We start from the raw sequence: 22241 nt of genomic DNA, 5'->3' as shown, positions 1-22241 counted from the left end.
CAGTGGGCGAATTCGCCCACTTTGTGGTCTATCTCACCATCGCTTCACGTCATCAGGCCAGTCACCGGCCGTTTGGGAGAACCTTGTTCACATGATTCGCACGCTGCCCGCTGTTTTTGCCCTGTTGTTTGCCGCGCCATTGCTGGCTGCGCCTGCCGGGCAACAAACCTTGTTCAACTTTGTACGGCCCGCCGATGTGGTCAAGGTGGCGACCCAGGACGCCAGCCTGCCGCAATACAACGCCGAACAAACCGCTGAAGGCGAAGTGCTGCGCCGTATCACCTTCAACCCGGCGGCCGAACCGAGCCTGGTGCTCAGCCCGCAGACCGGCGCCTGGGACTGGTCGCAATCCGGTGCCATGAGCCTGCGTATTCAAAGTGCGATGGACTGGGCGCTGACCCTGTACGTCAAGGTGCAGAGCAATGACGGCCGGACGCTGTTCAGCCGTATCGACCTGCCAGCCGGTCCCGCGCAAACGCTGTTGATTCCGCTGCAAGCCAACTCGCCCCTGAGCCAGGGGATGAAGGCCGGCCCGCCGATGCCGATCACCGTCGATGGCCAGCGTGTGCTGCTGGCCAGCAGCGAAGGGGAGATCGACCGCAGCCAGATCGTGTCGGTGACCCTGTCGATGATCAAGCCGAACGTCGCCCAAAGCATCTTGCTCGAACGCTTTGGCGTGCAGGACATCGCGCCGGTACTCAAGGCTACCTACAGCGATATGGTGGACGCCTATGGGCAGTCCACCCGCGCCCGGTGGCCGGAGAAAGTCAGCAGCGACGAGCAGTTGAGGGCCGCAGCGGTCAAGGAACAGCAACAGCTCAAGGGCTGGCTGGCCGAGCGCGACAAGGCCTCCCTGGACAAATTCGGCGGCTGGAACAAGGGCCCGGCCTTTGACGCCAGCGGCTTCTTCCGCACCGAGAAGCGCGACGGGCGCTGGTACCTGGTGACACCGGAAGGCCATCCGTTCTACTCCCTGGGCGTCAACACCGTCGCCCCGGACAACAGCCAGACCTACGTGGCGGGCCGCGAATGGATGTTTGCCGCGCTGCCCAAGGCCGGCGAGCCTTTCGACAAATACTACGGCAGCGGTGACAGCCGCAGCGGCAATGGTGCCGATCAGGGGCGCAGCTTTAATGTCGGCCGCTGGTACGACTTCTATGGCGCCAACCTGCAGCGTACCTATGGCCAGCCGTGCGTGCCGCCGGCACCTTGTGCTCCGGAAGGTTTCGACCAGAAACGCTGGGTCAGCCACACCCTCGACCGCCTGCGGGCCTGGGGTTTCAATACTGTCGGCAACTGGAGTGCGCCGCAGCTGGCGACCGCCGACCGCGTGCCTTACACCTTGCCACTGTCGATCGTCGGTGATTACGCGAGCATCAGCACCGGCACCGATTGGTGGGGCGGCATGCCCGACCCGTTCGACCCGCGCTTCGCCATGGCCACCGAGCGTGCGGTGGCAATTGCCGCCCGTGACCATCGCGACGACCCGTGGCTGATCGGCTTCTTTGCCGACAACGAACTGGCCTGGGCCGGTCCCGGTGATGATGCGAAATCCCGCTACGCCCTGGCCTACGGCACCCTGCGCATGACCACCGACGTGCCGGCCAAGCGCGCGTTTCTCAAGCAATTGCGCGACAAGTACCGCAATCAGGAGGGGCTTTCCAGGGCCTGGGGCATCGAGCTGCCCGCCTGGGAACTGATGGAAGACCCGGGCTTTGTGCCGCCAATGCCAAGCCCGGAGCACCCGGAAATCGAAGCGGACTTCAAGTACTTCCAGAAGACCTTTGCCGACGCCTACTTCAAGACCATCTCCGATGCATTGAAATGGCATGCGCCCAACCAGCTGTTGCTGGGTGGCCGATACGCGGTCAGCACGCCGGAAGCGGTGGCGTCCTGCGCGCAATATTGCGATGTGCTGAGCTTCAACATGTACACCCTCAAGCCTCAGGACGGCTACGACTTCGCGGCCCTGCGGACGTTGGACAAGCCGGTGCTGATCACCGAATTCAACTTCGGCTCGGCGGACCGCGGCCCGTTCTGGGGCGGCGTGACGCAGTTGGCCCGGGAAGAGGATCGTGGGGTTGCCTACGCCAACTTCCTGAAGCAGGCCATGGCCGAGCCGTCGATCGTCGGCGTGCATTGGTTCCAGTACCTGGACCAGCCGGTTACCGGCCGTTTGCTTGACGGCGAAAACGGCCATTTCGGTCTGGTCGGCATCACCGATGTGCCGTTCCAGGGGTTTGTCGACAGTGTGCGCAAAAGTAACCTGGCTGCCGTCGATCAACTGGGCAAGGAAGCCGAAAAGGCCAAGGCTGCCGCAGCGGTCCACGCCGGTGAGGGCGGCAAGCCCGGGCGTGAAGGCAATGCAGCAGCGCCGGGTGCAGAGCATTCCGGCGGGCATTCCGGCAAAGGTCATTGATGGGGGCTGATCGACGAGAGCGGGTTCACAAATCGCTCAATGGCTGGAACAATGTCGGCCACTTTCTGTAGTACTTTTCCAAGGGGGCTTAGGTGCAGATTCAGGGTCATTACGAGCTTCAATTCGAAGCGGTGCGTGAAGCCTTCGCCGCGCTGTTCGACGACCCTCAGGAACGTGGTGCCGCGCTGTGCATCCAGATTGGCGGCGAAACCGTCGTCGACTTGTGGGCCGGTACCGCCGACAAGGACGGTGCCGAGGCCTGGCACAGCGACACCATTGCCAATCTGTTCTCCTGCACCAAGACCTTTACGGCCGTCACGGCGCTGCAACTGGTGGCCGAAGGCAAGTTGCAGCTGGATGCGCCGGTCGCCAAGTACTGGCCGGAGTTTGCTGCCGCGGGCAAGGAAGCCATCACCCTGCGCCATCTGCTCTGCCACCAGGCCGGGTTGCCGGCCCTGCGTGAAACGCTGCCCGCCGAAGCCCTGTACGACTGGCAGATGATGGTCGACGCCCTCGCCGCCGAAGCGCCATGGTGGAAGCTCGGGGAAGGGCACGGTTATGCGGCGATTACTTATGGTTGGCTGGTGGGCGAGTTGCTGCGCCGCGCCGACGGTCGTGGGCCGGGCGAGTCCATCGTGGCCCGGGTTGCACGGCCACTGGGCCTGGATTTTCATGTGGGGTTGGCGGATGAAGAGTTTTATCGAGTTGCCCATATAGCCCGAGGCAAGGGCAATGTTGGCGATGAGGCGGCACAACGTTTACTTCAAGTAACGATGCGCGAGCCGACGGCGATGACTACCCGTGCATTTACCAATCCACCGTCTATTCTGACCAGCACTAATAAACCCGAATGGCGGCGTATGCAGCAGCCAGCGGCAAATGGTCACGGTAATGCGCGAAGTCTGGCGGGTTTTTATAGTGGGCTGCTCGACGGTAGTTTGCTGGAAGCCGATATGCTCGAAGAGTTGACCCGCGAACACAGTATCGGCCCGGATAAAACCTTATTGACACAAACCCGGTTCGGGCTGGGTTGCATGTTGGATCAACCGCACGTGCCAAACGCCACGTTCGGCCTTGGCCCACGGGCCTTTGGGCATCCCGGGGCCGGTGGTTCGGTGGGGTTTGCCGATCCGGAACATGATGTAGCCTTTGGTTTCGTGACCAATACATTGGGCCCCTATGTACTTATGGACCCGCGGGCGCAAAAGTTGGTAAGAATATTGGCCGGTTGTCTGTAAATAGCTTGCTGTCTTGCGTTTTTTTGTTACAAAGGCACATACAAAAAGACGCTAGGCAAAATGTTGTAACTTTAATGTTCCAAAAGCGTCTGTTTAACGGGTCATTCAGGCCCCTGGTTTTTTCTCATTTTGTGGATATCTCATGTTATCGAACAAGTCCTTGGCACTGGCGCTATGCCTCACTATTACTGGCTGTGCACAAACCCCACAAAATGATGCCGAGGGCGGGCATTGGTGGTCATTTGGCTCCGATAAGGCTGCTACCAAGGACGCAGTGAGCCAGGCCGACACCAAACCGGATGCCAAGCCGGCGGTAGCGGCCAAGGCGCCAGCGCCGGTAGCACCGGCTGCTGCACCTGCACCTGCACCTGCACCGGTTGCGAAGGCGGATACCGGCTCCAGCTGGTGGCCGTTCTCGTCGAAAGCCGACGACGCCAAGGCAGACCTGAAGGCCGACCTCAAGGCGGCAACGCCTGCCTCCGGCGCCCCGGCTGATGCACCGGCCGCTGCACCTGCCGTTGCCAAGACGGATACCGATACCAAATGGTGGTGGCCGTTCGAAAGCAAGCCAAAGCCATTGGCCAAGGTCGACGTCGCCAACATCCCGATGCCTGATCCAAAAATCACCCAGGCCTGGTTGGACGACTACGAGCCACGCCTGCGTCTCGCGATCAAGGACAGCAACCTGCAACTGGAACGCCGCGACAACGTATTGGTGGTGATTGCTCCGGTTGACGGCTCCTACAACCCGAAACGCCCGGCGATGTTGCTGCCCGTGACCCTGGGTCCGTTCACCCGTGTTGCCAAGGCCGTTGAAGGCGATCCGAAGACCGCCGTACTGGTCCTGGGCCATGTAGATACCTCGGGTGCCGAGCCGGTGAGCCAGGCCCTGACCAAGGAACGTGCACAGTCCATCGCTTCGATCTTCAGCCTCAGCGGCCTGAAGCAGGACCGCCTGATGCTGCGTGGCATGGGCGACCTGATGCCGCGTGCCGCCAACGACAGCAACCAGGGCCGCGCCCTGAACCGTCGCATGGAAATCATGTTCACCCAGCGCACCACCATGCTGGCCCTGTTGAGCAAGTACAACTCGGCCAACCCGCCGAAGGCTGAAATGGTCGCTGTGCAGGACGTTCCTGCTCCAGCCGCTGCTCCTGTCAAAAAAGCTGCCGCTCCGGCGAAAAAAACCGTTGCCAAGAAAGCTGCCGCCAAGCCGGCTGCCAAAAAGGCCCCGGCCAAGCCTGCTGCTAAAAAGCCAGCACCTGCCAAGGCCGCCGCTCCAGCTGCTACCAACGACCAGGCGAAGAACTGATTATTTGAGCAAGAAGGATAAAGCCGCATGACCCAGGCACTGGCCGATATGCGCCGTGACTACACACGGGACGGTTTGAGCGAGGCCCAGGCCCCGGATGAACCGTTTGCCTTGTTCCACCAGTGGTTCGCCGACGCGGTGAAAACCGAACAGCCACCGGTGGAGGCCAATGCCATGACCCTGGCTACGGTGGACCAGGACGGTCGCCCGCACTGCCGGATCCTGCTGCTCAAAGGCCTGGATACACAGGGCTTTACCTTCTTCACCAATTATCAGAGCGCCAAGGGCGAACAACTCGCGGCGCGACCGTTTGCCGCCATGACCTTCTTCTGGCCGACCCTGGAGCGCCAGGTGCGCATCGAAGGTCGGGTGGTCAAGGTCTCGCCCGAGGAGTCGGATGCTTACTTCCAGGTCCGTCCCCTGGGTAGCCGCCTGGGTGCCTGGGCTTCACCGCAAAGCCGGGTAATCAGGGACCGCGAAGAGTTGCAGGCGCTGCTCAAGGCCACCGAACAACGCTTCAGCGATACCCAGCCTGATTGCCCCGAACACTGGGGTGGTTACCGCCTGCTGCCGGAGCGCATCGAGTTCTGGCAAGGCCGCGCGAGTCGTTTGCACGACCGCTTGAACTTCCGCTTGCAGGGGGCCGACTGGACCCGTGAGCGCCTGGCGCCCTGAGCCCACCTTTCGTCACCTCGCCTGAATGTAGCGCTGCACGCCGAAGTCTCTAGTCAGAGGCCTTGGATGGGTAGCGCTGCGCTGCGTTATGCGGCCGTTAGCTACAATGATGACAGCGTCCATCAAGATCCTGAGGGAGGTGGGAACGCTACCGTTCGTCGAGTTTTTCGGTACAGGTTCTCTGTACTAAGGCTGAATGAAAACAATTTTCTGCCCGGCATGCCGTGACAGGCGGCAAGCCACAGCGGTTTAATGGATACCTGTCCTTTGGAGTTGATGCTATGCGTAAGTCCGTTTTACTAGTTGCCTGCTTTACCACCCTGTCGCTGCTGCTGGGTGGCTGCGCCTCGAGTCTGACCGGCGACTCGTACTCCCGTGACGAAGCTCGTCGTGTACAGACTGTTCGCATGGGCACCATCGAATCCCTGCGTCCGGTGAAAATCGAAGGCACCAAGACCCCAATCGGCGGCGCTGCGGGCGCAGTCATCGGCGGCGTTGGCGGCAGCGCCATCGGCGGCGGCCGTGGCAGCATCGTGACCGCCGTTATCGGCGCAGTCGCCGGCGGCCTGCTGGGCTCGGCCACCGAGGAAGGCCTGACCCGCACCCAGGGTGTTGAAATCACCGTCCGCGAAGATGATGGCAGCATGCGCGCCTACGTCCAGGCGGTTCAAGAGAACGAAATCTTCCGCATCGGCGACCGCGTCCGCATCATGACGGTGGACGGAACCAGCCGCGTTACTCGCTAAGGGTAAGGTTGCAGGAAAAGAAAAACCCCAACCGGGTGGCCGGTTGGGGTTTTTTGTTGGGGGAGCGATTGTTCTTAACGGTCAGGCTTGTACGAGCGCCTGCTTGCGACTGGCCATCGCCGTCACTGCATACCCGATCAGCGCCGCCAATATCGATCCGGTCAGGATGCCCATCCGGTCCATACCCGCGTATTCACTGCTGCCCGGCACAAACGCCAGGGAGCCGACAAACAGGCTCATGGTGAAGCCGATGCCGCACAGGACCGCCACGCCGAGCACCTGGCCCCAGTTGGCGCCGGCGGGCAGTGCGGCAAGGCCGGTTTTTACCATGACCCAGGTGAAGCCCAGTACGCCAACGGTCTTGCCCAGCAGCAGGCCGGCGGCGATGCCCATTGGCACGTGGTGGGTGAAGCTTTCCAGGTTGACGCCAGCCAGCGAGACGCCGGCATTGGCAAAGGCAAACAGCGGCAGGATCGCGTAGGCCACCCAGGGATGCAGGGCGTGTTCCAGGGTCAGCAGCGGCGATGGCTCGGCGTTTTTGGTGCGCAGCGGGATGCAGAACGCCAATGTAACGCCCGCGAGGGTGGCGTGTACGCCGCTCTTGAGCACGCAGACCCACAGGATCAGCCCGACAATCATGTAGGGCCCCAGCTTGACGACACCCAGCCGGTTCATCGCAATCAAGGCGATCAGGCACGCTGCTGCACCGGCCAACGAGGCGCCGGACAGGTCGGCGGAGTAGAAGAGTGCAATGACGATGATCGCGCCAAGGTCGTCGATGATGGCCAGGGTCATCAGAAACAACTTCAGCGAAACCGGCACGCGCTTGCCCAGCAGGGCCAATACGCCCAGGGCGAAGGCAATGTCGGTGGCCATGGGGATTGCCCAGCCACCCAGGGCGGCCGGGTTGTCCTTGTTCAGCGCCCAATAGATCAGCGCCGGCACGACCATGCCGCCGATGGCTGCCGCTCCCGGCAGTACTACTTGCGAAGGCTTGGACAGTTGGCCGTCGAGCAACTCGCGTTTGACCTCAAGGCCGATCAGCAGGAAGAACAGGGCCATCAGGCCGTCGTTGATCCACAGCAGCGCCGGCTTGGCGATTTTCAGGGCGCCGATTTGTGCGACCACCGGCACGTCGAGAAAACTCGCGTAGAGGTGCGACAGCGGTGAGTTGTTGATGATCAGCGCCAAAGCGGCAGCAGCGATCAGGAGCAGACCGCTGGCGGCTTCCAGCTGGAAGAAACGGGTGAAAGTGCTACGCAGAGGCAAGGGATGCTCTCCAATCAAAGTTCAATAGGTGGGTACCCTAACCCGTACCGTTAGTTGTTAAAACAAAAGTTATATTCTTATTTGTTATAAGGGATCGGTCTGATCACTTGCGCGCCAGACCCCGGAAATTGTGTGTCCAATTGAGTCATGACTGTATCTGTGTGGAGTGTAGGAAACATCCTAAGATCAGGACTGAAATCCTTAGAGAAACCGATCATGAGCGACAACCGCCAATGGGCCCGCGAAGCCATTCGCATTATTGAAGCGGACTTCCAGCGCAGTGCCGACACCCACCTGATCCCCTTGCCAATGCAGGGTTTGCCGGGTATCGAGTTGTATTTCAAGGATGAGTCCAGCCATCCCACCGGCAGCCTGAAACATCGGCTGGCGCGTTCGTTGTTCCTCTATGCGTTGTGCAACGGCTGGCTCAAGCCCGGTGCACCGGTGATCGAAGCCTCCAGCGGTTCCACGGCGATCTCCGAGGCGTACTTCGCCAGGCTGTTGGGCTTGCCGTTTATTGCGGTGATGCCGGCCACCACTTCCCAGGAAAAGATTGCGCAGATCGCGTTCTACGGGGGCAAGAGCCATCTGGTGCAGGATCCGACGCAGATCTACACCGAATCCGAGCGCCTGGCGCAGGAAAGCGGTGGCCATTTCATGGACCAGTTCACCTATGCCGAACGTGCCACTGACTGGCGCGCCAACAACAACATCGCTGAATCGATCTTCCAGCAACTGCGCTTTGAGCGTTATCCGGAGCCGAGTTGGCTGATTTCCAGCCCCGGCACGGGTGGCACCACGGCGACGTTGGGGCGTTATGTGCGTTATCGCCAGCACTGCACCCGAGTGTTGTGCGCGGACGCGGAGCGTTCGGTGTTTTTCGACTACTACCTGAGCGGCGACGCCAGCCTGCGCCTGGACTGTGGCTCGCGCATCGAAGGTATTGGCCGGCCACGGGTTGAGGCGTCGTTCCTGCCGAAAGTGATTGATGCGATGGTCAAGGTGCCGGATGCGCTGTCCCTGGCGGCCATGCATTACCTGGCGCAGCGCTTGGGGCGGCGAGTAGGCGGCTCAAGTGGCACCAACCTGATCGGTGCATTGATCGCGGCGCAGCAGATGAAGGCGGCAGGGGAGTCGGGCTCGATCGTGGCGATCTTGTGCGACGGCGGTGAGCGCTATGCCACGACCTATTACGATCAGGCCTGGCTGGCAGGGCAGGGGTATGAGTTGGAGGGTTTGATTGCGGCCGTTGCGGCGAGTGTCGAGCGGGGGCAACCGTTGCCGGAAAGCATCCTGCGCGCCAATATTTGAAACACCGCATTACCAATGTGGGAGTGGGCTTGCTCGCGAATGCGGTGTGTCAGCCAATACATCATTCGGCTGATCCACCGCATTCGCGAGCAAGCCCGCTCCCACATTTGATCTGCTGCGTTTTCAGCGCAGTGGTTAAGCCTCGATACCCAACATATCCCGCGCCAGCGCCTCGGCAATCCGAATCCCGTCGACACCCGCCGACAAAATCCCACCGGCATAACCGGCACCTTCGCCCGCCGGGAACAGGCCTTTCACGTTCAGGCTCTGCATCGACTCGTTACGGGTAATCCGCAGCGGCGATGAAGTGCGGGTCTCGATCCCGGTCAGGACCGCGTCGTGCAGCGAGTAGCCCTTGATCTGCTTCTCGAACGCCGGCAACGCTTCGCGGATGGCTTCGATGGCAAACTCCGGCAACGCCAGCGCCAGGTCACCCAGGGCTACGCCGGGCTTGTAGGATGGCTCCACGGTACCGATGGCGGTGGACGGCTTGCCGGCGATGAAATCACCCACCAGCTGCGCCGGTGCTTCGTAGTTGCTGCCGCCGAGGATGAACGCGTGGGATTCCAGGCGTTCCTGCAACTCGATCCCGGCCAGCGGGCCGCCCGGGTAATCCACTTCCGGGGTGATGCCCACCACGATCCCGGAGTTGGCGTTGCGTTCGTTACGGGAGTACTGGCTCATGCCGTTGGTTACTACGCGGTTCGGCTCTGATGTCGCCGCGACCACGGTACCGCCCGGGCACATGCAGAAGCTGTACACCGAACGGCCGTTCTTGGCGTGGTGCACCAGTTTGTAATCGGCGGCCCCGAGTTTCGGGTGGCCGGCGTACTTGCCCAGGCGTGCAGCGTCGATCAGCGACTGCGGGTGTTCGATACGGAAACCCACCGAGAACGGCTTGGCTTCCATGTACACGCCACGGCCATGCAGCATGCGGAAGGTATCGCGGGCGCTGTGGCCGAGGGCCAGGATTACGTGTTTGGACAGGATCTGCTCGCCGCCATCCACCACCACGCCATTCAACTGGCCGTCTTCGATCAGCACGTCGGTGACCCGCTGCTCGAAGCGCACTTCACCGCCCAGGGCGATGATCTGCTGGCGCATGTTTTCCACGACGCCGGTCAGGCGAAACGTACCGATGTGCGGCTTGCTGACGTAGAGGATTTCATCTGGCGCACCGGCCTTGACGAACTCGTGCAGCACCTTGCGACCGTGGAATTTCGGGTCCTTGATCTGGCTGTAGAGCTTGCCGTCGGAGAAGGTCCCGGCGCCGCCTTCACCGAACTGCACGTTGGATTCCGGGTTCAGCACATTCTTGCGCCAAAGGCCCCAGGTGTCCTTGGTGCGCTGGCGCACTTCGCGGCCGCGCTCGAGGATGATCGGCTTGAAACCCATCTGTGCCAGCAACAGCCCGGCGAAGATCCCGCACGGGCCAAAACCGACGACGATCGGCCGCTCGGTCAGGCCTTCCGGCGCATGGCCCACGACCTTGTAGCTGATGTCCGGCGCCGGGTTGACGTTGCGGTCGTCGGCGAACTTGAGCAGCAGGGCCGCCTCGCCTTTGACTTCCAGGTCGATGGTGTAGATGAAGCACAGCTCCGACGATTTCTTGCGGGCGTCGTAGCTGCGTTTGAACAGGGTGAAATCGAGCAGGTCATCACTGGCGATGCCCAGGCGTTGCACAATGGCAGGCCGCAGGTCTTCTTCGGGATGGTCGATGGGCAGCTTGAGTTCGGTGATTCGTAACATGACAGGAATCCGGTAGGCGGCGGGCAAAGAGGCCGGCTGTTTTGCAAACCGGTGATTATAAGCCCCAACAGCGGTTTCCCGTCATGCTAAAACAGCGCAGGGCGCAATCAGTCGTCTCGCGAACCGCCGAACGACGCGCAACCGCGTTGCACCTGGCCGTTGACCCGAAGCTCAGCGGACATGTGCTGCAGGCTGCCGCTGGCGCTGTCGACACAGCGTTGCGGGGCCACCCAGAGTTCGATGTGCTGGTTATTCGCTTCGGTCATCAGGTTGAACCGTCCGTCGCCCGATTGCTCTTCCACATACGGCACGGCCAATGGTGGCTGGCCTTCACGCTCCAGCACCATGCCCTTGGCGGTGACGTTCATCGCCCAGGCCGGTTTGTGGCCGTTGGCCCGCAGGATCATGCGCTTGAAGTCCGGGTCATCACAGGCCGAGGTCGAGCGCTCGACGCGGTACACCTGTTGCAGGTCCACCGTGCCCTGGGTGCCGCTGGCGACGCCGGAGAACTTGCCACGCAGGTCGGCAAACAGTGCGCCTTGCTGGCCGGCCAGGGAGGCGGCCTCCTGCAGGATGCTGGTGCCACCGGTGTCGTTGACCACGTAGTTGCGTTTGTCGTTGCAGGGCTGGAACAGCAGTTTGTCACCCTGGGCCGTCAACTCGCCCTGCATGCGGGTCATCCCGGCGAGAGAGGGCTTGGCCGGCTCGTTATCGAACATCTGGCAGGCGGCGAACAGGGGCAGCAGGGCAAACAAGGCTAGGGTACGGGCGGCACGCATCATCGGGTCTCCTGATAAGTGCCGCCACGTTACGCAGGCTGGCGGTGCATCACAAGCCCGGGACACAGGTTGAATAAGGTGTGCCGGGGGCGATCATCCCTGCTGGGACTTTTCCTATAGAGGGATGTGAACGGTCATGGGAACGTCTTTCTCTTTTATTCGGAAAGCCGCGATGACTATTCGATGGAATCTGTGGGGGCTGTTACTGGTGACGGGTTCTGCACTGGGCAGTGAACCGGCGCGGCTGGAGTACTCCTCTGCCACTGACTTTACCGAGATCTCGATCACCGTGAAGAGGACGCCTGACAGTAGCCCGGACTTTATTTCGGTCAATGTCACGCTGAGCCCGGAGGCCAGGGCCCGCACGGCTGCAATTACTTTACTGGCTTACAACAAGCAGGTTTCGACATACGTAGACGGCTACAACGTGAGTGATGGCGCCACTGTCATGGGTGTGCTGAACACACGAGAAATACAGTTTTCCGTCCCCCAGGACATGCTCCGTAAATGGATGCCCTGGGTTCAACGGTGACGGCTTTTCAGGCTGGTCAGCCTACGATAAACGTCTGCCCGGTCTGCAAGCCTTCCACGCTTTTCGCGTAGGCCAACGCCACTTCTGCACCCGGAGCCGGTTTGTACCCACGGAAGTAAGGCGCGTAGCTGCCCATGGCTTCCAGCAGGACGGTAGGGCTGACCGAGTTGATGCGCAGGCCGCGGGGCAGTTCGATCGCAGCGGCTTTCACGAATGCATCCAGCGCGCCGTTGACCAGGGCGGCCGAAGCACCGGTGCGAATCGGATCGCGGTTGAGAATGCCGCTGGTGAAGGTGAACGACGCGCCGTCATTGGCGAACTCGCGGCCAATCAGCAGCAGGTTGACCTGGCCCATCAGCTTGTCTTGCAGGCCCAGGTCAAAATCGGTTTCGCTCATGTCGCCCAGGGGCACGAAGTTGACGCTGCCGGCGGCGCAGATCAGTGCGTCGAATTTGCCGGTCTGTTCGAACAGTTTGCGGATCGACGCGCTGTCGCTGATATCGACCTGGAAGTCGCCACTTTTGCGACCGATGCTGATCACTTCATGCCGTTGGGACAGTTCTGCCTTCACCGCCGAACCCACGGTACCGCTTGCGCCAATCAACAGGATTTTCATCGTGCCTTCCTCCAGATGTGTAGGTGAGGTTTCAGTCTAGAGTGATTTTTTGCGCGGATAAGTGCACTAATAGGCAACCTTTGGTTTTCAATTGGAAACAATCCATGAGCGAAATGGATGACCTCGCCGCGTTTGCCGTGTTGATCGAAGCCGGCAGCTTTACCTTGGCGGCCCAGCAACTGGGCTGCAGCAAAGGGCAACTGTCCAAGCGCATCAGCCAGTTGGAAGCGCAGTTTTCGGTGGTGTTGTTGCATCGCACCACCCGCCGCCTGAGCCTGACGGCGGCGGGTGCGGCGCTGTTGCCGCAAGCCCAGGCGTTGGTGGTCCAGGTGGAGCGGGCACGTCAGGCATTGGCCAGGCTCAAGGATGATCTCGTCGGCCCGGTGCGTATGACGGTTCCGGTGTCCCTGGGCGAAACCTTCTTCGACGGTCTGTTGCTGGAGTTTTCCCGGGAGTACCCACAGGTGCAGATCGAGTTGGAACTCAACAACCAGTACCGGGACCTGGCGCGGGATGGCTTCGACCTGGCGGTACGTTCGGAGGTCGCCAACGACGAGCGTCTGGTCGCCAAGCCGTTGCTCGCCTGGCACGAGATGACCTGCGCCAGCCCGGCTTACCTGGAACAGCACGGCGAGCCGCTGACGCCGGCGGAACTGGTGGGCCACAACTGCTTGCTGAACAGCCACTACAGTGGTCGTGAAGAGTGGCTGTATCACCAGCAGCATGAGCTGCTGCGGGTTCGGGTATCCGGGACCTTTGCCTCCAACCATTACAACTTGTTGAAGAAGGCTGCACTGGTGGGGGCGGGCATCGCGCGCTTGCCGTCCTACGTGCTGCACGCGGAATTGGCTGACGGTCGCCTGCGCTGGCTCCTGCGGGATTATCAGACCCGCAGCATGCCGATGTACCTGGTCCATCCGTATCAGGGCGGCCTGCCGCGCCGCACCCAGGTACTCGCAGATTATCTGGTGGGCTGGTTCAAGCGCAGCGGCGAGGCCCTCGATCGCCTTTAGCGGTAGCGTCGCGCAATCAGGTGATCAATCGAGAAGCTGCCCGGCCCCTTGGCCATCAACAGCAGCAGCAATGCGATCCAGGTGCCGTGGGTCGGGTAGGCGTCCGGGTAGACGAAAAGCTGGATGGTCAGGGTCATGCCCAGCAGCGCCAGCGCCGAGAATCGCGTGGCAAACCCCACGAGGATCAGCACCGGGAAAAAATGCTCGGCGAACGCAGCCATGTGCGCCGCCACTTCCGCAGACAGCAGCGGCACGTGGTATTCGCTGCGAAACAGCGGCAGGGTGGACGGCGCCAAGTGCGGCCAGCCCAGTTGGAACGTGCCGCCGATCAGGTCCACGGCGAAGCCTTCGACCTTGGTCTGTCCGGATTTCCAGAACACCGCCGCGATAGAGAAGCGTGCGACAAAGGCGAGCAGGCTGTAGGGGATTTTCTCGAAGCACTGGATGATCCGTTGGATCAGCCCGGGAGCGGTGGTGTTCATGGCGATACCTTGGGTTCTGTGTGCAAGTGGGTGATGGCGCCGTGACCGATCAGCAGGGCCAGGCATTGGTGCAGGTCAAATTCGGTGGCCGCATCGAGGGCGTAGGCCACGGCCATTTCCAATGGCCAACCGTTGTTCAGGCTGTTGATAAACGTCGCTGAGCCGCTGTCGATGTGAAATACCTGCACGTGCAGGCCATTGCGTAGTACCAGCGCGCTTTGGGCATGGAAGGGGTCGAGGGTGGCGAGGGATTCGCCGGTCTGATGCGCCGCCCATAAAGCCACCACGGCGTAGGCCGAGTTCAGGGTGGCCAGGGATGGATGCAGTTGCAGGCGCAGTTCGCCCAGGTCCGACTGTTGTTGCAGGGTGGCGATGACCTCCTGTTGATCCAGTGGCTGTGCGTCTGCCGCGTGGTAGGCCCTCACCCGCAATCGCTCCAGGCGCGCCACGTCAGCCAGGTAAGGCACGCTGGCGGCGGGGGCGAAGCCCTGGATAAAGTCCGCCAGGTCGCTGCCGTATTCATTGATCAGAGGGCTTGTCGGCGGGAAACCCTGGACATACACACCGGCCATCGCCCGAAAAAACTCATCGCCCACCAGTTGCAGGGTGACCGGGTAGCCGGCGGCCAGCGCGTTGATCAGCGAGCTATGGACATTGTTGCGATACACCGCAAAACGACCGGCCGGATCGGCGCCGTTGCGGCTGAACAAGCCTTGCGGGCAGTTTTCCTCGGGGGACAGCAGTGCGCGGCTAAAGACGTCCTGGCGGCTCATGCACGCACCTCCAGCAGAAACCGGTCGGCCTCGCGTGCTTCAGCGTGCAGCACGCTGAACGCCGGCACCTGGTTGTCGCGTTCAATCAGCGTGGCGACCGGCCCGGTGCGGCTGAGCACGTGCTGGTAGAGCTGCCATACCGCGTTGTCGATGGGGGCGCCGTGATCGTCAATCAGCAAACGGTCGCCGAGGCTGTCGGTGTCTTCGGCAAACCCTGCCAGGTGAATCTCGCCCACGGCGTGCAACGGCAAGGCCTCGATGTACTTCAGCGGGTCTTGCTGATGGTTGATGCACGACACATACACATTGTTCACGTCCAGCAGCAGCCCGCAGCCGGTGCGGCGAATCGCTTCGCTGATGAAGTCGGTCTCTTCCAGGGTGGAGCACTGGAATTGCAGATAGGTCGACGGGTTCTCCAGCAGCATGGTCCGCTGCAGGCGGGTTTGTACCTGGTCGATGTGTTCGCACACCCGCTTCAGGGTTTCATCGTCATACGCCAGCGGCAGCAAATCATTGAGAAACACCGGGCCGTGGCTGGACCAGGCCAGGTGTTCGGAAAAGGAGTGGGGTTGATAGCGTTCAATCAGCGTGGCCAAGCGCACCAGGTGCTCGTCGTTCAGCGGACCTTCGCCGCCAATGGACAGGCCTACACCGTGCAGCGACAGCGGGTACTGTTCGCGGATCAAGCCCAGGTAGTGATGGAAAGGCCCGCCGGCCACCATGTAGTTTTCGGCGTGGACTTCAAAAAAACCGATATCGGGGGACGTCTCGAGCACTTCACTGAAGTGCTCGTTCTTGAGCCCCAGCCCGGCCCGACGGGGGAGGCCGGGCGCCTGAGCCTGGGAGATGGAGTGGGTGAATGAGAGCGTCATCGTCAGTACTCAGGCTGTGCAGGGTTTCAGGACTTGGCGGTGAAGGCAGCTTCCTGGCCGAAGCCGGTTGACGAGGTGGTGCTTGGGGTTTTCAGGCAGGTACCGGCCGGGACCAGTTTCCAGGCGTTGGCCTGATCCTTGACCTTCGAGGTGCCCGCGCAGGAAGTGCCCGCGCCTGCGGCGCAATCGTTCTTGCCGGCTTCGGCTACACCGAAGCATTTCTGCATGTCATCGGCGGCGTGGGCGGTGGTGGTCAGGGCGGACAGGCTCAGGGCCGAACCCAGGGCCAGGACGAGGGTGGCGGCGGACAGCGAGCGGGTTTTGGTAGTCATGGTGTATCTCCAGCAGTGGGTTGGGTTGGCAAGCATGTTCGCCTGCTTACACCACTAGAGAAAGGGGGAAGGGATTCGTTACAAAGCCGGGGAAAATAATTTCAGGTTTCGCCAAAGTCTTTGGTTCACACCAAACAAATGTGGGAGCGGGCTTGCTCGCGAAGGCAGTGGGTCAGTCACCAAACAAGTTGGCTGATCCACCGCCTTCGCGAGCAAGCCCGCTCCCACAAAAGCCCGCTCATACATTGACCGGATGGGCATCAACCGCCCAAATAAGCCTCACGTACTTTCGGATCGGTCAGCAGTTGTTCGCCGCTACCCTGCATCACCACGCGGCCGTTTTCCAGCACGTAGGCGCGGTCGGCAATCTTCAGCGCCTGGTTGGCGTTCTGCTCCACCAGGAACACCGTCACACCGTCCTTGCGCAGCTGTTCGATGATGTCGAAGATCTGCTGGATGATGATCGGCGCCAACCCCAGAGACGGTTCGTCCAGCAACAACAGCTTGGGCTTGCTCATCAGCGCGCGGCCGATGGCGAGCATTTGCTGTTCGCCGCCGGACATGGTGCCGCCGCGCTGGCTGAAGCGTTCCTTGAGCCGCGGGAACAGGTGCAGCACCTTGTCCATCTGCTCCTGGTAATCGCCCTTGTCGGTGAAGAACCCGCCCATGGCGAGGTTCTCTTCCACGGTCAGGCGGGCAAATACCCGGCGGCCTTCCGGAACCACGGCAATGCTCTTGCGCATGATCTCGGAGGAGGCCTGGCCCACCAGCTCCTCACCCATGTAGCGGATGCTGCCGCTGTGAGCCTGGGGCGAACCGCACAGGGTCATCAGCAGCGTGGATTTACCGGCACCGTTGGCGCCGATCAGGGTAACGATTTCGCCCTGGCGCACTTCCACGTTGACGCTGTGCAGCGCCTGGATCTTGCCGTAGAAAGTGGAAACGTTTTCGAATTGCAGCATTTTACGCTTCCCCCAAATAGGCTTTGATCACTTCCGGGTTGTCGCGGATCTGCTCCGGCGTACCGTCGGCCAGTGGCGTGCCCTGGTTGATCACGACGATATGGTCGGAAATGCTCATGACCAGTTTCATGTCGTGTTCGATCAGCAGCACGGTGGCGTTGTTTTCTTCACGCAGCACACTGATCAGCGCCTTGAGGTCTTCTGTTTCCTTCGGGTTCAAGCCGGCGGCCGGTTCGTCGAGCATGAGGATCCGCGGGCGGGTCATCATGCAGCGGGCGATTTCCAGGCGCCGTTGCTGACCGTAGGCCAGGGTGCCGGCAGGACGGTTGGCAAACTCGGTGAGGTTGACCTTGTCCAGCCAGTACGCGGCATATTCCATGGCCTCGCGCTCGCTCTTGCGGAACGACGGAGTCTTGAACAGGCCGGCAAAGAAGTTGGTGTTCAGGTGGCGATGCTGGGCGATCAACAGGTTCTCGACCGCCGTCATGTCCTTGAACAACCGCACGTTCTGGAAGGTCCGCACCACGCCCTTGCGGGCGATCTCGTGGCCGGCCAGGCCCTGGATCGGCTGGCCGTCCAGCAGGATGGTGCCGCCAGCTGGCTTGTAGAAGCCGGTCAGGCAGTTGAACACCGTGGTCTTGCCGGCGCCGTTGGGGCCGATCAGAGCCACGACTTGTTTCTCTTGCACGGTCAGGGCCACGCCGTTGACCGCCAGCAAACCGCCGAAGCGCATGCTCAAGTTTTCGACTTTCAGGATCTCGCGGCTCATTTGCGCAGCTCCATGTGGGGACGTTGCATGGGCAGCAGGCCTTGAGGTCGCCAGATCATCATCAGCACCATCATGGCGCCGAACATCAACATGCGGTATTCGCTGAATTCACGCATCATTTCCGGCAGCAGGATCATCACGATCGCCGCGAGGATCACGCCGAGCTGCGAGCCCATGCCGCCCAGTACCACGATGGCGAGGATGATTGCCGACTCGATGAAGGTGAACGACTCCGGCGTCACCAAACCTTGGCGCGCGGCGAAGAAGCTGCCGGCAAAACCGGCGAAGGTGGCCCCTAGGGTGAATGCCGAAAGCTTGATGACGGTCGGGTTCATGCCTAGTGCACGGCAGGCGATTTCATCTTCGCGCAGCGCTTCCCACGCACGGCCGATCGGCATGCGCAGCAGGCGGTTGATCACGAACAGCGCCGCCAGTGCCAGCAGCAGGGCCACCAGGTACAGGAACACCACTTTGCTCACCGGGTTGTAGTCGATCCCGAAGTACTCGTGGAACGTCTGCATGCCTTCGGCCGCGGTGCGGTCGAACGTCAGCCCGAAGAACGTTGGCTTGGGAATGCTGCTGATGCCATTGGGGCCGCCGGTGATATCGGTGAGGTTACGCAGGAACAGACGGATGATTTCACCGAAGCCCAGGGTCACGATCGCCAGGTAGTCACCGCGCAAGCGCAGTACCGGGAAGCCCAGCAGGAAGCCAAATGTGGCCGCCGCCATGCCGGCCAGTGGAAGGCAGATCCAGAAGCCCCAGCCCAGGTAATGCGAGAGCAGCGCGTAGGTGTAGGCACCCACCGCGTAGAAGCCCACATAGCCCAGGTCGAGCAGGCCGGCCAGACCCACCACGATGTTCAGGCCCAGGCCCAGCAACACGTAGATCAGGATCAGCGTCGCGATATCCACCGCACCACGGGAGCCGAAGAAAGGCCAGATCAACGCGGCCACGATCAGGCCGATGATGATGTAGCGCTGGGTGCGCGGCAGGGTCAGGAACTGGCTGACCTTGGGCGATACCAACGGGCCACGGTTGGACTTGAGGAGTGCCCCGACCTGTTGGGTGAACAGCACGCGCAGGAACATCAGCACCGAGCACAGGGCAATGATGGTCAACGTCACGGGACCGGTGCCATGCACTTCGAGGTTGATCCCGACAATGCTCAACTTGAGCCCGAGTACCGGGAAGGCCACGGCCCAGACCAGTAAGGCGCTGAAAAACGCCGATTTAAGATATCTGCTCATACTTTCTCAACCTCCGGACGGCCCAGAATGCCGGTCGGCCGGAACAACAGCACCAGAACCAATAGACCGAATGCCACCACGTCCTTGTACTGGTCACCGAATACGTCGGCGCCAAAGGCTTCAGCCACCCCCAGCACCAGCCCGCCGAGCATCGCACCCGGAATGCTGCCGATGCCGCCCAATACCGCTGCGGTGAAGGCCTTGAGGCCCACCAGGAAACCGGCGTTGGGGTTGATCACGCCGTACTGCATGCTCAGCAATACAGCGGCGATGGCCGCCAGTGCGGCACCGATGACGAAGGTCAGGGCGATGATGTTGTTGGTGTTGATGCCCAACAGGTTGGCCATCTTGATGTCTTCGGCGCAGGCCCGGCAGGCGCGCCCCAGACGGGAGCGGGAGATGAACAGGGTCAGGCCGAGCATCGCCACCAGGGTGACGACGAAGACCAGGATCTGCATATAGGAAATCAGCACTTCCTGTGCGCCGCCTGGGCCGAAGGAGATGCTCCCCGGGATCAGGTTGGGAATGGATTTGTCCTTGGAGTCCTGGGACAGCAATACGGTGTTCTGCAGGAAAATCGACATGCCGATTGCGGAGATCAGCGGGATCAAGCGGTTGCTGCCACGCAAGGGGCGGTACGCAACGCGTTCGATACTGTAGCCATAGGCACTGGTTACGACGATGGACGCCAGGAATGCAGCGGTCATCAACAGCGGCAGGGAATGGATACCCAGCATGGCCAGCCCGGCAAGGGCGATGAAGGCCACGTAGGAACCAATCATGTACACCTCGCCATGGGCGAAGTTAATCATTCCAATGATGCCGTAAACCATTGTGTAGCCAATGGCTATCAAGGCATAGGTGCTGCCAACGGTCATGCCGTTAACCAGCGTTTGGAAAAAATGATAGATCTCAGGCATTACAGCGCTCCTAAAAACCCGATACGCATTTCACTGGTGGAGTCAATTTCCGGCTCGGTGCCCTGTTCTGTGATCAGGTTGCACAAAGCGTTTGCCAGCGAACCGCTGGTGACGGTTTTAAGATTTTCAGGTGAGCCAGCGCCCGGATCGCGGGTGACAGGCCCATAAACCTCGTAAAACAAAGCCCACTGCTTGCACAGTGGGCTTGTTGACCAGTAACGCCTGGCTTACTGAGGGGAAACTTCGGTTTTTGGTTTGCCGAAATGCCATTCGTAGACCACGAACTTGAAGTCCTTCAGGTCGCCCTTGGCGTCGAAGCTCAGGTCGCCGGTCGGGGTCTTGAAGGTACCGGCGTGGATGGCCGCTGCCACCTTGGCGGTGTCTTCGCTCTTCGCGGCAGCGATACCGCCGGCGATCACTTCAACAGCCGAGTAGGCCGGGAACACGAACGGACCGGTTGGGTCCTGCTTGTTCTTGGTGAACTCTTCAACGATTGCCTTGTTGGCAGGATCGGTGTCGAAGGATTTCGGCAGGGTAACCAGCAGGCCTTCGGAAGCGTTCTGGGCGATTTGCGAGATGGAGTCGTTGCCGACGCCTTCAGGGCCCATGAACTTGGCGTTCACGCCTTTTTCCTTGGCTTGGCGCAGGATCAGGCCCAGCTCAGGGTGGTAGCCGCCGTAGTAGACGAAGTCGACGTTGGCTTGCTTGAGCTTCTGGATCAGCGAACCGAAGTCTTTGTCGCCAGCGTTGATGCCTTCGAAGAGGGCAACTTTCACGCCTTTCTTCTCGAGGGTTTGTTTAACGGCGGTGGCGATGCCTTCACCGTATTGCTGTTTGTCGTGGATAACGGCTACGACTTTCGGCTTCACGTGGTCGGCGATGTAGTTACCGGCGGCAGGGCCCTGGGCGCTGTCCAGGCCGATGGTGCGGAAGACCAGCTTGTAGCCACGGGACGTGATTTCCGGGCTGGTGGCAGCCGGGGTGATCATGATCACGCCTTCGTCTTCGTAGATGTCGGATGCTGGCTGAGTGGAGCTGGAGCAAAGGTGACCGACCACGAACTTGACGCCGTCGTTGACCACTTTGTTGGCTACGGCCACGGCTTGTTTTGGATCGCAAGCGTCGTCGTATTCCTTGGCTTCGAGCATTTTGCCATCTACGCCGCCCTTGGCGTTGATGTCGGCGATGGCCTGCTTGGCACCCATGAACTGCATGTCGCCGTACTGGGTCACAGGGCCGGTTTTAGGGCCGGCAATACCGATCTTGATGGTGTCAGCTGCGAACGAATGGCTGGCAACCCCGGCCAGGACCATAGCGGCAAACAGTTTGGAAATCTGCTTAGTAGCCTTATTCATAGTGCTCCACTCTTACTGTTGTATTTTTTATAGTTCTAGCGGCCTTGTGAGCTGCAGAACCGGATCAGATATCTCGGATATCCCCCGGCAGCGGCCTGGCAACTGTACCGGTACAGTGTAGAGCGCCGGTTGATCGCTTGAAAAGCTGGCTGCTGGGGGCAAAACCCGGGTATGTCGCTTAAATGAAAGAAAAAGACAGAATTGCGGCGGGGTGATGCCAGAGTTTCGGGCAATCCTTGGCTTTCCTGACACTTTCGTTCGGTGCCTCATTTGCAACTGGGTTTTTCTGCCTGGGGCTCGACGGTATGATTGCGCCGATTTTTTCTTCAGGTGAACTCCCATGACGCAAGAACCTAGCACCCTCTATGCCAAGCTGCTTGGTGAAACTGCCGAAATTTCCTGGAAGGAGCTTGAGCCGTTCTTTGCCAAGGGTGCCCTATTGTGGGTCGACGCCGGGCTGGATTTGATCGAGGCCGCCGAGGGCATGGCTGAGGATAACCCTGAGAAAGTCGCTGCCTGGCTGGCTGCGGGGAGTCTTGGCGAGGTGTCTGCGACGCGGGCATTGGACCTGGTTGAGCGGGAGCCGAGTTTGTGGGCGGTGGTGGTTTCGCCGTGGATTCTGATCCAGGAAAGGGCAGTGTAGGAAAAGCATGCGCGAAAAAGGTGCGTGATTTTTCCGAGTTTAAGTGTGTAGGCGGGTAACTGCATTTGCGGTGATGGCACCTTGCCGTAGAGAAAGGTCACAGGCGGGGGTTACGTGCGCGTCATGGGAACAGTTTTGGTAGCGGCGGAGTGCGGGGGGAATTGTTTCTGGGTGTGAGTTTTTTGAGTACATATCCGTTATTTAGGTAACGGCTACTTATGGTT

General features: G+C 60.8%; 23 protein-coding genes. 9 read left to right on the top strand and 14 right to left on the bottom strand.

Features of this window, described 5'->3' with window-relative positions; translation table 11 throughout:
- Positions 1–91: 91 nt before the first annotated feature.
- From HX786_RS21865 to HX786_RS21845, 5 genes are all read left to right on the top strand, one after another.
- On the top strand, positions 92–2419 hold the full coding sequence (locus tag HX786_RS21865) for a beta-galactosidase (protein WP_178912578.1): 2328 nt from the start codon (positions 92–94) through the stop codon (positions 2417–2419).
- Positions 2420–2511: 92 nt separating this feature from the next.
- A complete protein-coding gene (locus tag HX786_RS21860) occupies positions 2512–3657 on the top strand; it encodes an EstA family serine hydrolase (RefSeq protein ID WP_003211696.1) in 1146 nt (381 codons plus the stop codon).
- 142 nt (positions 3658–3799) lie between these two features.
- Entirely contained in the window at positions 3800–4969 is a 1170-nt protein-coding gene (locus tag HX786_RS21855) for an OmpA family protein (RefSeq protein ID WP_178912577.1), read from the top strand.
- A gap of 27 nt (positions 4970–4996) precedes the next feature.
- Positions 4997–5644: a pyridoxamine 5'-phosphate oxidase gene (pdxH, locus tag HX786_RS21850; protein ID WP_003211693.1), complete on the top strand. Its 648-nt coding sequence runs from the start codon at positions 4997–4999 to the stop codon at positions 5642–5644.
- A 281-nt stretch (positions 5645–5925) separates the two neighbouring features.
- Positions 5926–6390 carry a glycine zipper 2TM domain-containing protein gene (locus HX786_RS21845; protein ID WP_003189251.1) on the top strand — a complete coding sequence of 155 codons (465 nt, stop codon included), beginning with the start codon at positions 5926–5928 and terminating at the stop codon, positions 6388–6390.
- 81 nt (positions 6391–6471) lie between these two features.
- Here the strand turns inward: HX786_RS21845 and nhaA are convergent, their stop codons facing one another.
- The gene (gene nhaA, locus HX786_RS21840; protein WP_177037024.1) at positions 6472–7659 is read right to left on the bottom strand and encodes a Na+/H+ antiporter NhaA; all 1188 of its coding nucleotides are present in this window, start codon (positions 7657–7659) and stop codon (positions 6472–6474) included.
- A 213-nt stretch (positions 7660–7872) separates the two neighbouring features.
- On the opposite strand from nhaA, the gene HX786_RS21835 reads away from it, so the two are divergent.
- Positions 7873–8970 (top strand): PLP-dependent cysteine synthase family protein, encoded by a 1098-nt coding sequence (locus tag HX786_RS21835; RefSeq protein ID WP_178912583.1) that lies wholly within the window; start codon positions 7873–7875, stop codon positions 8968–8970.
- A 135-nt stretch (positions 8971–9105) separates the two neighbouring features.
- On the opposite strand, the gene HX786_RS21830 is transcribed toward HX786_RS21835, so the two are convergent.
- Complete coding sequence (locus HX786_RS21830) at positions 9106–10719, bottom strand: NAD(P)/FAD-dependent oxidoreductase (RefSeq protein ID WP_003211683.1); 1614 nt, start codon at positions 10717–10719, stop codon at positions 9106–9108.
- Between the two features lie 107 nt (positions 10720–10826).
- On the bottom strand, positions 10827–11498 hold the full coding sequence (locus HX786_RS21825; protein WP_003211681.1) for a COG3650 family protein: 672 nt from the start codon (positions 11496–11498) through the stop codon (positions 10827–10829).
- A 136-nt stretch (positions 11499–11634) separates the two neighbouring features.
- Here HX786_RS21825 and HX786_RS21820 point away from each other — a divergent pair, with 136 nt between their 5' ends.
- Positions 11635–12030 (top strand): hypothetical protein, encoded by a 396-nt coding sequence (locus HX786_RS21820; RefSeq protein ID WP_008432073.1) that lies wholly within the window; start codon positions 11635–11637, stop codon positions 12028–12030.
- 16 nt (positions 12031–12046) lie between these two features.
- On the opposite strand, the gene HX786_RS21815 is transcribed toward HX786_RS21820, so the two are convergent.
- Positions 12047–12646: a short chain dehydrogenase gene (locus HX786_RS21815; protein ID WP_003211677.1), complete on the bottom strand. Its 600-nt coding sequence runs from the start codon at positions 12644–12646 to the stop codon at positions 12047–12049.
- 104 nt (positions 12647–12750) lie between these two features.
- On the opposite strand from HX786_RS21815, the gene HX786_RS21810 reads away from it, so the two are divergent.
- On the top strand, positions 12751–13659 hold the full coding sequence (locus tag HX786_RS21810; protein ID WP_003211675.1) for a LysR family transcriptional regulator: 909 nt from the start codon (positions 12751–12753) through the stop codon (positions 13657–13659).
- Here HX786_RS21810 and HX786_RS21805 read toward each other — a convergent pair.
- The 10 genes from HX786_RS21805 to HX786_RS21760 form a co-directional block, all read right to left on the bottom strand.
- Positions 13656–14141 (bottom strand): DoxX family protein, encoded by a 486-nt coding sequence (locus tag HX786_RS21805; protein WP_178912576.1) that lies wholly within the window; start codon positions 14139–14141, stop codon positions 13656–13658. The genes HX786_RS21810 and HX786_RS21805 overlap by 4 nt on opposite strands.
- Positions 14138–14914 carry a DUF2063 domain-containing protein gene (locus tag HX786_RS21800; protein WP_178912575.1) on the bottom strand — a complete coding sequence of 259 codons (777 nt, stop codon included), beginning with the start codon at positions 14912–14914 and terminating at the stop codon, positions 14138–14140. The genes HX786_RS21805 and HX786_RS21800 overlap by 4 nt, the downstream gene beginning before the upstream one ends.
- Positions 14911–15786, bottom strand: coding sequence for a DUF692 domain-containing protein (locus tag HX786_RS21795; protein WP_102368255.1), 876 nt, complete (start codon positions 15784–15786; stop codon positions 14911–14913). The genes HX786_RS21800 and HX786_RS21795 overlap by 4 nt, the downstream gene beginning before the upstream one ends.
- 26 nt (positions 15787–15812) lie before the next feature.
- Positions 15813–16118: a DUF2282 domain-containing protein gene (locus HX786_RS21790; protein ID WP_178912574.1), complete on the bottom strand. Its 306-nt coding sequence runs from the start codon at positions 16116–16118 to the stop codon at positions 15813–15815.
- Positions 16119–16378: 260 nt separating this feature from the next.
- Entirely contained in the window at positions 16379–17080 is a 702-nt protein-coding gene (locus HX786_RS21785) for an ABC transporter ATP-binding protein (protein WP_003211664.1), read from the bottom strand.
- Position 17081: 1 nt separating this feature from the next.
- Complete coding sequence (gene livG / locus HX786_RS21780; protein ID WP_003211663.1) at positions 17082–17849, bottom strand: high-affinity branched-chain amino acid ABC transporter ATP-binding protein LivG; 768 nt, start codon at positions 17847–17849, stop codon at positions 17082–17084.
- Positions 17846–19099, bottom strand: a complete 1254-nt coding sequence (locus HX786_RS21775) for a high-affinity branched-chain amino acid ABC transporter permease LivM (RefSeq protein WP_003211661.1) — start codon at positions 19097–19099, stop codon at positions 17846–17848. Before HX786_RS21775 ends, livG begins: the two co-directional genes overlap by 4 nt.
- Positions 19096–20019 carry a high-affinity branched-chain amino acid ABC transporter permease LivH gene (gene livH / locus HX786_RS21770; protein WP_003211659.1) on the bottom strand — a complete coding sequence of 308 codons (924 nt, stop codon included), beginning with the start codon at positions 20017–20019 and terminating at the stop codon, positions 19096–19098. The genes HX786_RS21775 and livH overlap by 4 nt, the downstream gene beginning before the upstream one ends.
- Positions 20019–20201 carry a hypothetical protein gene (locus HX786_RS21765; protein ID WP_003211657.1) on the bottom strand — a complete coding sequence of 61 codons (183 nt, stop codon included), beginning with the start codon at positions 20199–20201 and terminating at the stop codon, positions 20019–20021. Before HX786_RS21765 ends, livH begins: the two co-directional genes overlap by 1 nt.
- A gap of 45 nt (positions 20202–20246) precedes the next feature.
- Positions 20247–21374 (bottom strand): branched-chain amino acid ABC transporter substrate-binding protein, encoded by a 1128-nt coding sequence (locus HX786_RS21760; protein WP_087693197.1) that lies wholly within the window; start codon positions 21372–21374, stop codon positions 20247–20249.
- A gap of 340 nt (positions 21375–21714) precedes the next feature.
- Here HX786_RS21760 and HX786_RS21755 point away from each other — a divergent pair, with 340 nt between their 5' ends.
- Entirely contained in the window at positions 21715–22017 is a 303-nt protein-coding gene (locus HX786_RS21755) for a DUF2288 domain-containing protein (protein WP_178912573.1), read from the top strand.
- Positions 22018–22241: the final 224 nt, after the last annotated feature.

Origin of the sequence: Pseudomonas sp. 21615526 (assembly GCF_013386245.1) — a bacterium.
GTDB lineage: Bacteria > Pseudomonadota > Gammaproteobacteria > Pseudomonadales > Pseudomonadaceae > Aquipseudomonas.
The sequence above is the reverse complement of the archived record's forward strand: the minus strand, read 5'-3'. Positions and strand labels throughout refer to the sequence as shown.